Origin of the sequence: Pseudomonas sp. LAM2023, from assembly GCF_016620375.1 — a bacterium.
Taxonomy (GTDB): Bacteria; Pseudomonadota; Gammaproteobacteria; order Pseudomonadales; family Pseudomonadaceae; genus Aquipseudomonas; species Aquipseudomonas anuradhapurensis.
The window spans coordinates 65,869-78,357 of sequence record NZ_JAENHV010000036.1 but is presented as its reverse complement, the minus strand read 5'-3'; the positions used below and the strand labels follow the sequence as shown (position 1 = coordinate 78,357).

Here is a 12,489-nt window from a genome sequence, read left to right as displayed (position 1 = left end):
ACAGCCGGTGCCAGCCACCGCGCCGCCTGCTTCGCGGATAAATCCGCTCCTACAGTTACCGCCGCAAGCGCCCGCGCCTGCCCTGAAAATCAGATCTCGACCTGGGTCCCCAACTCGATCACCCGGTTCAACGGCAGGTTGAAGAAGCGCAGGTTGCCGTTGGCGTTCTTCAACAGGAATGCGAACAGGTTGCCGCGCCAGCGCGACATACCCTCCAGCCGCGATGCGATCACCGTCTCGCGGCTGAGGAAGTAGGTGGTACGCATCGGGGTGAAGTCCAGTTCGTCCAGGTGGCACAAGCGCAACGCCGCCGGCACATCCGGTTCATCCATGAAGCCAAAGTGCAACAGCACGCGGAAGAACCCGTCGCCATAGGCCTCCACCTCAAAACGCTCCTGCTCCGGCACCCGCGGCCGGTCCTCGCTGACCACCGTCAACAGCACCACCTGGCTGTGCAGCACCTGGTTATGCAGCATGTTGTGCAACAGCGCATGGGGCACGGCATCGGAGCGCGCCGTGAGGAACACCGCCGTGCCTTCGACCCGGTGCGGCGGCTGGATGCGGATACTGCTGATGAACAGCTGCAACGGCAGCGCGCCTTCGTCGATACGCTCCACCAGGATCTGCTTGCCGCGCTTCCAGGTACTCATCAGCAGGTACAGCACGCCCCCTGCCAGCACCGGGAAGGCACCGCCCTGGGCAATCTTCGGCACGTTGGCAGCAAAGAACAACCCGTCGACCAGCAGGAACCCCAGCAGAATCGGCACTGCCAGCAGCGGCGGCCACTTCCACAGCAGCAGCATCACCGCCGACACCAGGATAGTGGTCATCAGCATGGTACCGGTCACCGCCACGCCATAGGCCGCCGCCAGGGCGCCGGACGACTCGAAACCAACCACCAGCAATACCACGCCGACCATCAACGTCCAGTTGATCGCGCCAATGTAGATCTGCCCCTGTTCGTCACTGGAGGTGTGCTGAATCTGCATCCGCGGGATATAGCCCAGCTGGATGGCCTGGCGGGTCAGGGAAAACGCCCCGGAGATCACCGCCTGCGAAGCAATCACCGTGGCCAGCGTCGCCAGGCCGACCATCGGCAGCAGCGCCCAGCCCGGCGCCAGCAGGTAGAACGGGTTACGGGCGGCCTCCGCATCCTGCAGCAGCAACGCGCCCTGGCCAAAGTAGTTGAGCACCAGCCCCGGCAGCACCAGGGCAAACCAGGCCCGGGCGATCGGCTTGCGGCCAAAGTGGCCCATGTCGGCATACAGCGCCTCGGCACCGGTCAGCGCCAGCACCACCGCCCCGAGAATGGCGACGCCCATGCCGGGGTGAACCACGAAGAAGTTCACCGCCCAGATCGGGTTGAATGCCTTGAGCACTTCCGGGCTCTGCGAGATGCCATACACCCCCAGCGAGCCCAGCGCCACGAACCAGGTGACCATGATCGGGCCGAACAGCTTGCCGATCTTGTCGGTGCCGTGCTTCTGCACCAGGAACAGCGCTACCAGTATCACCAGCGAAATCGGCACCACCCAGTGGTCGATGCCCTCGAACGCCAGGCCCATGCCTTCCACCGCCGAGAGTACCGACACGGCCGGGGTGATCATGCTGTCGCCGTAGAACAGCGAAGCCCCAATCAAGCCGCACACCACCATCAGCGTGCGCAACCGCGGGTACGCCGCCGTGGCCCGCCGCGCCAATGCGGTCAGTGCCATGGTGCCACCTTCGCCCTGGTTGTCGGCACGCAGGATGAACATCACGTACTTGAACGACACCACCCATAACAGCGACCAGAGGATCAGCGATAGAATCCCCAGCACGCCGTCATGGTTGACCGGCACCCCGTAACCGCCGGTGAAGACTTCCTTGAGGGTATATAACGGGCTGGTACCGATATCGCCATAAACCACCCCGACCGCTGCCACCAGCAGGCTCAGCGACCGCGTCGCGCCCTGCTTCCCCTCGTGCCCGCCCTCGGCGTGACTGCTTGCCTGAACCATCGACCACTCCCGCAGACGGCCTTGTAGACCTTGGTATTCTCAATTCCTGCCCAGGCTGGCCTGCAACCTGGCGCAATGGCGCGAAGCATAGCGCAGCGTTCGTCGTATTTCTGCTGGTCAAGCGACGCAGTGCTCGCTAGAATTGCGCACTTTTTGATCAGAGGCGCCAAAAGCGCCCGTCAAGATCGCCCCCGATTCCGGCCGGGCGACCTGCATTCAATTCCGAGGTTAGTCATGTCCACCACGCCCGCCACCCCCAAGGTAGGTTTCGTAAGCCTGGGTTGCCCGAAAGCCCTGGTCGATTCCGAGCGCATCCTGACCCAGCTGCGCATGGAAGGCTATGAAGTCGTGCCCACCTATGAGGACGCCGACGTGGTGGTGGTCAACACCTGCGGCTTCATCGACAGCGCCAAGGCCGAGTCGCTGGAAGTGATCGGCGAAGCGATCAAGGAAAACGGCAAGGTCATCGTCACCGGCTGCATGGGTGTCGAGGAAGGCAGCATCCGTGAGGTGCACCCGAGCGTGCTGTCGGTCACCGGCCCGCAGCAGTACGAGCAGGTGGTCAACGCCGTGCACGAAGTGGTGCCGCCACGCCAGGACCACAACCCGCTGATCGACCTGGTGCCGCCGCAGGGCGTCAAGCTGACCCCGCGCCACTATGCGTACCTGAAAATTTCCGAAGGCTGCAACCACAGCTGCAGCTTCTGCATCATCCCGTCGATGCGCGGCAAACTGGTCAGCCGCCCGGTCGGTGAAGTGCTGAGCGAGGCCGAGCGCCTGGTCAAGGCCGGGGTCAAGGAGATCCTGGTGATTTCCCAGGACACCAGCGCCTACGGCGTCGACGTCAAGTACAAGACCGACTTCTGGAATGGCCGCCCGGTCAAGACCCGCATGCTCGAGCTGTGCGAAGCCCTGAGCAGCCTGGGCGCCTGGGTACGCCTGCATTATGTCTACCCGTACCCGAACGTCGATGACGTGATCCCGCTGATGGCCGCCGGCAAGATCCTGCCGTACCTGGACATCCCGTTCCAGCATGCCAGCCCGAAAGTGCTCAAGGCCATGAAGCGCCCGGCCTTCGAGGACCGCACCCTGGCACGCATCAAGCACTGGCGCGAACAGTGCCCGGAGCTGGTGATCCGCTCCACCTTCATCGTCGGCTTCCCGGGCGAGACCGAGGAAGACTTCCAGTACCTGCTTGACTGGCTGAGCGAAGCCCAGCTGGACCGTGTGGGCTGCTTCCAGTACTCGCCGGTGGAAGGCGCCCCGGCCAACGACCTGGGCCTGGAAGAAGTACCGGACGAGGTCAAGCAGGACCGTTGGGACCGCTTCATGGCGCACCAGCAGGCCATCAGTGCTGCCCGCCTGCAACTGCGTATCGGCAAGGAGATCGACGTGCTGATCGACGAAGTCGAAGAACAGGGCTCGGTTGGCCGCAGCTTCTTCGACGCCCCGGAAATCGACGGCAGCGTGTTCATCGACGGCGATCATGGCTTCAAGCCAGGCGACAAGGTGCGTTGCCGGGTGGTGGATGCCGACGAGTACGACCTCTGGGCTGAACCGATCTGACCCCGCGGTAGCACGAAAAGGCCCTGTTCCGGCTGCCGGAGCAGGGCCTTTTTGCATCAGGGCAGCGGGTGAGCGCTGACTGACGGCTGGCCTGCTATGTTGTCAGGGTGCCCCTCGAGGAATCCTGCCCATGCATTCGACAATGACCTTGCAAACCCCGCGGTTGAGGGACTACGACGAACTGGTACAGGTGTGGGAAGACTCGGTACGCGCCACCCACGACTTTCTGCCTGAGGGCTACATCCAGTTGCTGCGCGAACACGTGCTGCGCCGCTACCTCGATGCGGTGATGCTGGTCTGCTGCAAGGATCGCCAACGCATCTGTGGCTTCGCCGGGGTCGCCAACGGCCGCGTGGACATGCTGTTCGTCGCCCCGGACTACCGCGGCAAAGGGGTTGGCAAGCGCCTCTTGCACTATGCCATCGACGAGCTGAATGCCGAACGCCTGGACGTCAACGAACAGAACCCACAGGCCCTGGGCTTCTACCTGCATGAAGGCTTCGAGGTGATTGGCCGTTCGGCAACCGATGGCCTGGGCCAGCCCTACCCGTTGTTGCACATGCGCCTGCGCAAAACGGCGTAAATGACACAGATTCCCAGCCCCTGCGCCGCGCAGGCAGGTACAATGCAGTCTTTCCCCTGCCTTTGCGAAAACGCCGTCATGTCCGAACCCGTCCGCCTGTCCAAACGCCTCATCGAGCAGCTCGGCTGTTCCCGCCGCGAGGCCGAGCTGTATATCGAAGGCGGCTGGGTCACGGTCGATGGCCTGGTGGTCGAACAGCCGCAGTTCAAGGTCGCGCAGCAGCGCGTCGAGTTGCTGCCTGGCGCCCGTGCCGAAACGCTGGAGCCGGTCACCCTGCTGCTGAACCAGCCGGCGGGAGTAAGCAGCGAAGCCGCCCGCGCCGAGATGAGCATGAGCAACCTCAGCGCGGCCCACCGCGAAGGCGTACGTGCCCTGCACGGGCACTTTGCCCGGCAGGCCTGCGTGGCACCGCTGGAACCCGGCGCCAGCGGCCTGCAGGTATTCACCCAGGACTGGCGGGTAACCCGCAAGATCGACGCCGACCTGCGCCGCCTGGAGCAGGAGTTCATCGTTGAAGTGCGCGGCGAGACCACGCCCCAGGCGCTGGAACGCCTGGCACGCGGGGCCAGCCGCAATGACCGCGAGCTGCCCAGGGCCAAGGCCAGCTGGCAGAACGAGACCCACCTGCGCATGGCCCTGAAGAACCCGCAGCCAGGACAGATTGCCGAGCTGTGCGCGTACCTGCGCCTGGAGCTGGTCAGCATGCGCCGCATCCGCTTGGGCGGTGTGTCGATGGGCAAGCTACCGCTGGGCCAGTGGCGCTACCTGGCCGCTACCGAACGTTTCTAAGCAATACGCCGCGCCCACAGCGCGGCACCTGAACAGGATTCTGCAGCAATGAACCACAACGACGTCCTGCGCAGCCTGCGCTACATGCTCAAGGTGAACGACGCCAAGATGGCCGAGATCATCGGGCTAACCGGCCTCGACGTGCATCCCCTGGTGCTGGCCACCTACCTGAAGAAGGAAGACGAGGAAGGCTTCGTGCGTTGCCCGGAGCGGGTCATGGCGCACTTTCTCGATGGCCTGGTGATCCACCGTCGCGGCAAGGATGACAGCCGCCCGCAGCAGCCGATCGAACTGCCGGTGACCAACAACCTGATCCTGAAGAAGCTGCGGGTAGCCTTCGAGCTCAAGGAAGATGACCTGCATGCCATCCTCAAATCGGTCAACTTCCCGGTCAGCAAACCCGAGCTCAGCGCGCTGTTCCGCAAGGTCGGCCATGACAACTATCGCCCGTGTGGCGACCAGTTGCTGCGCAACTTCCTCAAGGGCCTGACCCTGCGCGTACGTGGCTGAGCGGCCATGCAGCATACGGTTGCTCCGGTCGGTTTCGTCCGCTCCTGTTTCAAGGAGAAGTTCGCCATCCCGCGCCAGCCACAGCTGGCGCCCGCGGCACGCGGCGTGCTCGAGCTGTTGCCGCCGTTCGACCAGGGTGATGCGGTCGCGGGCCTGGAGCAGGTCAGCCATGTCTGGCTGCTGTTCCTGTTCCACCAGGCGCTGGAGGACAAGCCACGCCTGAAGGTGCGCCCGCCGCGCCTGGGCGGCAACAAGAGCATGGGTGTGTTCGCCACCCGCGCGACCCACAGGCCCAATGGCATCGGCCAATCGGTGGTGCGCCTCGAGGGCGTGGAGCCCGGGCGCCTGCTGCTGTCCGGGATCGACCTGCTCGATGGCACGCCGGTGCTGGACATCAAGCCTTATGTGCCCTACGCCGACAGCATCGCCGGCGCCAGCAACCAGATGGCCAGCGAAGCGCCTGCCGCGATCAGCGTGCAGTGGAGCGACACTGCCCTGCCCCAGGCCCGCGAGCATGCCTTGCGCCTGGGTGAGCCGGTGGTCGAGCTGATCGAGCAATGCCTGGCGCAGGACCCACGGCCGGCCTACCAGGTGCCCGCGGCAGAGCGGGTGTATGGGGTGAAGTTCTGGGATGTGCAGGTGCGCTGGCATTACCCGCAGCCGGAGATTATCCGAGTGCTGGAGGTGGTGCCCGCCTGATCTCGGCCCCGGCTGGAGCCCCTTTGTAGGAGCGGCCTTGCGTCGCGAAGGGCTGCGTAGCAGCCCCGGCGATCTTGTTGGAAGGCTGAAACCCTGGGGGCACTACGCACCCCTTCGCGACGCAAGGCCGCTCCTACACAGGGGCCGCGCTGGCATGAAAAAGGCGACCCTAGGGTCGCCTTTTGGTTTTACAGCAGCGCGATCAGCGAGCCGGGCCTTCAGCAACACCCAGGTCGTCGGTTGGACGGTTATCGACCAGCGGCGCACCACCGGAGGCCAGCTCCGAGGCCAGCTTGTCGTTGTCCATTTCCTTGACCCACTTGGCCACGACCACGGTAGCCACAGCGTTGCCCACCAGGTTGGTCAGGGCGCGGGCTTCGGACATGAAGCGGTCGATGCCGAGGATCAGCGCCAGGCCGGCAACCGGCAGGTGGCCGACGGCGGACAGGGTCGCAGCCAGGACGATGAAGCCCGAACCGGTGACGCCGGCAGCACCTTTGGAAGCCACCAGCAGCACCAGCAGCAGGGTGATCTGGTGAGTGATGTCCATAGTGGTGTCGGTGGCCTGGGCAATGAACACCGCAGCCATGGTCAGGTAGATCGAGGTGCCGTCCAGGTTGAACGAGTAACCGGTCGGGATGACCAGGCCAACCACCGACTTCTTCGCACCCAGGCGCTCCATCTTGGCCAGCATGCGTGGCAGGGCCGATTCCGAAGAGGAAGTACCCAGCACGATCAGCAGTTCTTCACGGATGTAGCGGATCAGCTTGAGCACGCTGAAACCATGGGCGCGGCAGATGCCACCCAGCACCACCAGCACGAACAGCAGGCAGGTGATGTAGAAGCAGGCCATCAGGTAGCCCAGCTGCACCAGCGAGCCAACGCCGTACTGGCCGATGGTGAAGGCCATGGCGCCGAAGGCACCGACCGGGGCCAGCTTCATGATCATGTTGATGATGTTGAACATGACATGGGCGAAGCGGTCGATCAGGTCCAGCACCGGCTTGCCGTAGCTGCCCAGGCGGTGCAAGGCGAAGCCGAACAGCACGGAGAACATCAGCACCTGCAGGATGTCGCCATTGGCGAAGGCGCCGACCACGGTGTTGGGGATGACGTTGAGCAGGAAGCCGACGGTAGTCTGCTGCGCGCCGGCGGCGGCATAGGCAGCCACGCTGCTGGCGTTCAGGGTGTTGACGTCGATGTGCATGCCAGCGCCCGGCTGGACCACGTTGACGACTACCAGGCCGATGATCAGGGCGATGGTGGAGACGATTTCAAAGTACAGCAGCGCGTAGCCGCCCGTCTTGCCGACCGACTTCATGCTCTGCATGCCGGCGATGCCGCTGACCACGGTACAGAAGATGATCGGGGCGATGACCATCTTGATCAGTTTGACGAAGCCGTCACCCAAGGGTTTGAGGGCAACGCCGGTTTCCGGGTAATAGTGGCCGAGCAGGATGCCGATGGTGATGGCGACCAACACCTGGACATACAGGGATTTGTACAGCGGCTGACGTGTCGTCATGGCTAAATTTCCTCAAGTGTGCCGGTTCACCCTTCCCAGGGCGATGCGGCACCTGAATCGCTAACCCTCCTGCACCTGGAGGGATTTGTCGTTGTGTTCGAGCTGCCTGGGCAGGCCTCTGCGAGGATCAATAGCAAGGGTGGTGCCAAAATGCCCAGCAAGGGTGCAGGTGCCGTATTTGCTGGGGATAAATGCCCAACGACGGGGCGATCTGGCTGGGCAAGGCTGGCGGATTTCCGCCCGCTGGCGGGATTTGTACAGGGGAGATGGCGGGAATCCGCCCGTTGGGGTTTTGCCGGTAGCGGCGCTTTCGCGGGTTCACTTGCGACAAGGCCGCTACCGGCGAGCACTCAATCCAGGTTGAAGGTGATCCTGAATGCCGCGCCGCCCAGTGGCGAGTCGCCCAGGCTCAACGCCGCGTCATAACTGTCGACGATGTCCTTGACCACCGCCAACCCGATGCCCTGCCCCGGGTGCTGGCTGTCCAGCCGCTCCCCGCGTTCGAGGATGCGCTCACGCTGATCGGCCGGCACCCCGGGGCCATCGTCCTCGACGCACAAGGTCAACTGCCCGGGCGCCTGTTCCAGGCTCACCCGCACCTGGCCCAGGCTCAGGCGGTAGGCGTTTTCCAGCAGGTTGCCCAGCAGCTCCAGCAACGCCCCCTGCTCCATCGGCACCTGCGCCGCATCGGGCAGTTGCAGGGTCACGTCGACCCGTTTGTCCCGATAGACCTTGGCCAAGGTGCTGCACAGGCTGTCGAGCACCGGCCGCAACGCAACGCGGTGGCGAACCAGGCCGCTCTTGCGCAGGCTGGCGCGTTGCAGCTGGTAGTCGATCTGCTGGCTCATGCGCTCGATCTGGCTTTGCAGCACCCGTGCCTGCTCGCGCTCGCCGCTACGCTGCTGCAGGCTTTCGCCCACCCCTTGCAGCACTGCCAACGGCGTCTTCAGGCTGTGCGCCAGGTCGTCGAGCGAATCACGGTAGCGCTGGCGCTGCTCGCGCTCGCTGCGCAGCAGGCGGTTCAACGAGCCGGTCAGGCGCAACAGTTCACGCGGGTGCTCACCGCTCAGGCCATCGCGTGCCCCTGCCTCCACCTCGTCCAGCTCGCGGCTGAGCCGGCGCAACGAACGCAGGCCCCAGGTCAGCCCGGCCCACAGCAGCACCAGCAGCGCCAGCAGGGCCGCGCCAAAACCGAGGTAGAGCTTTTCACGCAGGCCGTCGAGGGTGTGCTGGTATTCGCGCACCGGCTGCAGGGCGACGATGCTGTAGGCCGCGCTCTGGCCCCCCAGCAGCTTGATCTCGACGTCGTAGACGAAGAACTCCTCGCCATCGGCCTGGCGAATGCGCGCGAACTCGTTGCCGCGGCCATCGTAACGCGGGCGGTAGTTGACGTTCTGCGCGGCGGTGGCCCGCGACTGCCAGACCAGGTTGCCGTCGCGATCGAAGATATAGCCGAGCAACCCGGTGTACGGCAGGTTGTAGCGCTCATCCGGCAGCAGCGTGGGCATCTGCAATTGGCCATGCTCGATGCGCGCGGCAGAAATCAGCGTGGTCACGTCCGAGGCCAGGCGTTGTTCGATCGACTCCTGCAGGGCCAGGCTGAAGGCCTTCTGCAAGGCTGGCAGCAGCGCCAGCATGAACAGCAGCGCCAGCACCGCAGCCGCCAGCATCAGGCGTACCCGCAGGGAACGCATCATCGGCAGCGCTCGGTGAACAGGTAGCCCAGGCCGCGCACGGTGTCGATGGGCTTGAAGGCGCGCTCGCCCTCGAGCTTGCGGCGCAGGCGGCCAACCAGCACTTCGATGACATTCGGGTCGCGTTCCTCGTCACCCGGGTACAGCTGCTCCATCAGGCGGTCCTTGGCCACCACCTGCTGGTTATGGCGCATGAGGTATTCGAGGATACGGTACTCGTATGCGGTCAGTGCCAGGGTCTGTTCGTCGAGGCTGGCCTGCTTGCGGTTGAGGTCGAGTACCAGGGGGCCGGCGGCGATGGTCGACTGGGTGAAGCCGCTGGAGCGGCGCAGCAGCGCGTTCAGGCGGGCCTCGAGTTCTTCGAACTGGAACGGTTTGACCAGGTAATCGTCGGCACCGGCGGCCAGGCCTTCAACCTTGTCCTGCCAATTGCCACGGGCGGTGAGGATGAGGATGGGGAAGGTCTGGTCCTGGCTGCGCAGCCGGGAGATCAGCTCCAGGCCGCTGATGCCGGGCAGGCCCAGGTCGATGATGGCCAGGTCGAAGTGGTACTGCCCGGCCTGGTACAGCGCTTCCTCGGCATCGCCTACGGCCTCGACCACATGGCCGCTTTCGCCCAGGCGGGTAAAGAGGTGATGGCGAAGCAGGGCTTCGTCCTCGACCACCAGCAGTTTCATGTGCAGCTCCTTGATGTGTATTGCCTGTACCGGCCCTTTCGCGGGCACGCCCGCTCCCACAGGTGCTGCACAAGCCTCGGCAGTTGTGCAATCGCTGTGGGAGCGGGCGTGCCCGCGAAAGGGCCGGTACAGGATAACCCGGCTCGCCCGTCAGAACTTGTAGGAAGCCGCCAGGTAGGTCTGCGCACTGCTGGTCAGGCGCAGGGTGCCGTCCTTCGGCCCGCCATGTGCGCCCACTTCGGTGGCGGCATTGCTGCGCAGGTAACGATAGCCCAGCTCGACCGAAGCCTTGTCGGTGATGTCCTGGATGACACCGGCCTGCAGGCCGTAAGCATAGCCGTAGTCGGTATCGCGGCTCGCACCTGGCGAGTCCTGGGTCAGCTTGGTGACGCCCAGGCTGCCACCGCCGAACAGCTTGGTGGTGTCGCCTACCGGCAGGAACAGGTCATAGCTGCCCAGCAGGTTCTCCTGGCGCAGCTTGAGGCCGCTGTGGTCGCCCGAGACGTTGTCATAGGTCATGTAGTAGCGGCCCTGGTCATTGATCTTGCCCAGGCGCACGCCCCAGGTGTCATCCTTGCCGATGATGCCGTCGGCGTTGAGGTGGTCGGTGTTGCGCTGCAGCAGGCCGGACTTGCGAACCTTGTCGCTGGTCTGGCCATAGGTCAGGCTGGCGAAGTTGTCGTCGGCGGCCTGGGCCGAGGTGATGCCAGCGGCGCAGACGGCCATGGCGGCGAGCAGGGTATTGAAGGTTTTCATGGCTGGATACTCCAGTTGGGTGCGCTGTTACTGTCTGGAAGCTAGAGTAAGCAGGGCACCCTGAACCGCGACTGAACCCTGGCTGAACACCGGCTGAACGAACCGTTTGCAAGAACAAGGAGTAGTGACCATGCGCGCCCTGCTGGCCCTGACCCTGATGTGCAGCGCCGCCCTCGCCCAAGCGGCGGTACAAACCCGCGAGATCCCCTACCAGGACGCCGATGGCAATCGCCTGGTTGGCTACTACGCCTATGACGACGCCGTCGAAGGCAAACGCCCCGGCATCGTCGTGGTGCATGAATGGTGGGGGCTCAACGACTACGCCAAACGCCGTGCCCGCGACCTGGCGGCGCTGGGCTACAACGCGCTGGCCATCGACATGTATGGCGATGGCAAGCACACCGAGCACCCCGCCGATGCCCAGGCGTTCATGGCCGAGGCGCTGAAGGACCCGAAAGCTGCCGAGCGCCGCTTCGACGCCGGGCTTGAACTGCTGAAACTGCAGCCCAATACCAACAAGCATCAACTGGGGGCGGTAGGCTACTGCTTCGGTGGCAAGGTGGTGCTGGATGCCGCGCGGCGCGGTGAGAAGCTGGATGGCGTGGTGAGCTTCCACGGCGCGCTGGCCACGCAGACTCCGGCCAGGCCCGGGGTGGTACGGGCGGATATCCTGGTCGAACACGGTGCGGCGGACAGCATGGTGACCCCGCAGCAGGTAGCCGCGTTCAAGGCCGAAATGGATGCGGCGAAGGTCAACTACCAGTTCGTCAGCATCGACGGGGCCAAGCACGGGTTTACCAACCCGGACGCAGACCGCTTGAGCCATGGCGAGCATGGTGGGCCGGATATCGGCTACAACAAGGCAGCGGATGAAAGCTCCTGGGCGGACATGCAGGCGTTCTTCAAGAAGGTCTTCAAGTAAACCACGCGAGGGGCCGCTTTGCGGCCCCATCTCCCACGCCGCCGCCTCGGCTGGCACAATAGCCCCATGAATACACTCCCTGCCTGCTGCGCCCCTCTCCAGCATCACTGGCCCCTACCCCGCCCATTACCCGGCGCGGTGCTGGTCAGTTGCGCCTTCGACCCCAGCCGCCTGGCCCCCGACGACTTCCAGCGTGCCGGGGTGGTGCCAAGCGCCAGCCTGCAGCGCTCGGTAGCCAAGCGCCAGGCCGAGTACCTGGCCGGCCGGGTCTGCGCCCGCGCTGCACTGCAGCGCCTGGACGGCCGGGACTACGTGCCCGGCACCCACGAAGACCGCTCGCCGATCTGGCCCGCCGGCATCCACGGCTCAATCACCCATGGCAAGGGCTGGGCCGCCGCCGTGGTCGCCGCCGAGGGCAGTTGCCAGGGCCTGGGCCTGGATCAGGAAACGCTGCTGGACGATGAACGCGGCGAACGGCTGATGGGCGAAATCCTCACCCCGGCCGAGCTCGAACGCCTGGACCGCAACCAGCTCGGCCTTGCCGTGACCCTGACCTTCTCGCTGAAGGAAAGCCTGTTCAAGACCCTCTACCCGCTGACCCAGCAACGCTTCTATTTCGAGCACGCCGAAGTGCTGGAATGGTCCAGCGAAGGCCTGGCCCGCCTGCGCCTGCTCACCGACCTGTCGCCGCAGTGGCGGCATGGTGCCGAGCTGCAGGGCCAGTTCTGCCTGCAGGACGGCCACCTGCTGAGCCTGGTCAGCGTCTGA

Annotated in this window: 12 protein-coding genes; 7 read left to right on the top strand and 5 right to left on the bottom strand. The window is 64.8% G+C overall.

Annotated features, from left to right (window positions below; genetic code table 11):
• Nucleotides 1-89: 89 nt before the first annotated feature.
• On the bottom strand, nt 90-2,000 hold the full coding sequence (locus tag JKP78_RS20155; RefSeq protein ID WP_186687969.1) for a potassium transporter Kup: 1,911 nt from the start codon (nt 1,998-2,000) through the stop codon (nt 90-92).
• Between the two features lie 234 nt (nt 2,001-2,234).
• On the opposite strand from JKP78_RS20155, the gene rimO reads away from it, so the two are divergent.
• The 5 genes from rimO to tsaA all read left to right on the top strand — a co-directional run bounded on the left by rimO (nt 2,235) and on the right by tsaA (nt 6,147).
• Complete coding sequence (gene rimO, locus JKP78_RS20150; protein ID WP_170031602.1) at nt 2,235-3,566, top strand: 30S ribosomal protein S12 methylthiotransferase RimO; 1,332 nt, start codon at nt 2,235-2,237, stop codon at nt 3,564-3,566.
• A 130-nt stretch (nt 3,567-3,696) separates the two neighbouring features.
• The gene (locus JKP78_RS20145) at nt 3,697-4,149 is read left to right on the top strand and encodes a GNAT family N-acetyltransferase (RefSeq protein WP_170031605.1); all 453 of its coding nucleotides are present in this window, start codon (nt 3,697-3,699) and stop codon (nt 4,147-4,149) included.
• A 78-nt stretch (nt 4,150-4,227) separates the two neighbouring features.
• On the top strand, nt 4,228-4,938 hold the full coding sequence (locus JKP78_RS20140; RefSeq protein WP_170031608.1) for an rRNA pseudouridine synthase: 711 nt from the start codon (nt 4,228-4,230) through the stop codon (nt 4,936-4,938).
• Nucleotides 4,939-4,986: 48 nt separating this feature from the next.
• Nucleotides 4,987-5,448, top strand: a complete 462-nt coding sequence (locus JKP78_RS20135) for a DUF1456 family protein (protein WP_170031611.1) — start codon at nt 4,987-4,989, stop codon at nt 5,446-5,448.
• A gap of 6 nt (nt 5,449-5,454) precedes the next feature.
• Nucleotides 5,455-6,147, top strand: coding sequence for a tRNA (N6-threonylcarbamoyladenosine(37)-N6)-methyltransferase TrmO (gene tsaA, locus JKP78_RS20130; RefSeq protein ID WP_200627398.1), 693 nt, complete (start codon nt 5,455-5,457; stop codon nt 6,145-6,147).
• Between the two features lie 202 nt (nt 6,148-6,349).
• On the opposite strand, the gene JKP78_RS20125 is transcribed toward tsaA, so the two are convergent.
• From JKP78_RS20125 to JKP78_RS20110, 4 genes are all read right to left on the bottom strand, one after another.
• A complete protein-coding gene (locus JKP78_RS20125) occupies nt 6,350-7,672 on the bottom strand; it encodes a dicarboxylate/amino acid:cation symporter (RefSeq protein WP_170031617.1) in 1,323 nt (440 codons plus the stop codon).
• Nucleotides 7,673-8,022: 350 nt separating this feature from the next.
• A complete protein-coding gene (locus tag JKP78_RS20120) occupies nt 8,023-9,369 on the bottom strand; it encodes an ATP-binding protein (RefSeq protein ID WP_200627396.1) in 1,347 nt (448 codons plus the stop codon).
• Nucleotides 9,366-10,043 carry a response regulator gene (locus JKP78_RS20115; RefSeq protein WP_200627394.1) on the bottom strand — a complete coding sequence of 226 codons (678 nt, stop codon included), beginning with the start codon at nt 10,041-10,043 and terminating at the stop codon, nt 9,366-9,368. Before JKP78_RS20115 ends, JKP78_RS20120 begins: the two co-directional genes overlap by 4 nt.
• 150 nt (nt 10,044-10,193) lie before the next feature.
• Nucleotides 10,194-10,799 (bottom strand): outer membrane beta-barrel protein, encoded by a 606-nt coding sequence (locus JKP78_RS20110; protein ID WP_170031625.1) that lies wholly within the window; start codon nt 10,797-10,799, stop codon nt 10,194-10,196.
• 130 nt (nt 10,800-10,929) lie between these two features.
• Here JKP78_RS20110 and JKP78_RS20105 point away from each other — a divergent pair, with 130 nt between their 5' ends.
• Nucleotides 10,930-11,721, top strand: a complete 792-nt coding sequence (locus JKP78_RS20105) for a dienelactone hydrolase family protein (RefSeq protein WP_200627392.1) — start codon at nt 10,930-10,932, stop codon at nt 11,719-11,721.
• 66 nt (nt 11,722-11,787) lie between these two features.
• On the top strand, nt 11,788-12,489 hold the full coding sequence (locus tag JKP78_RS20100; RefSeq protein ID WP_200627390.1) for a 4'-phosphopantetheinyl transferase family protein: 702 nt from the start codon (nt 11,788-11,790) through the stop codon (nt 12,487-12,489).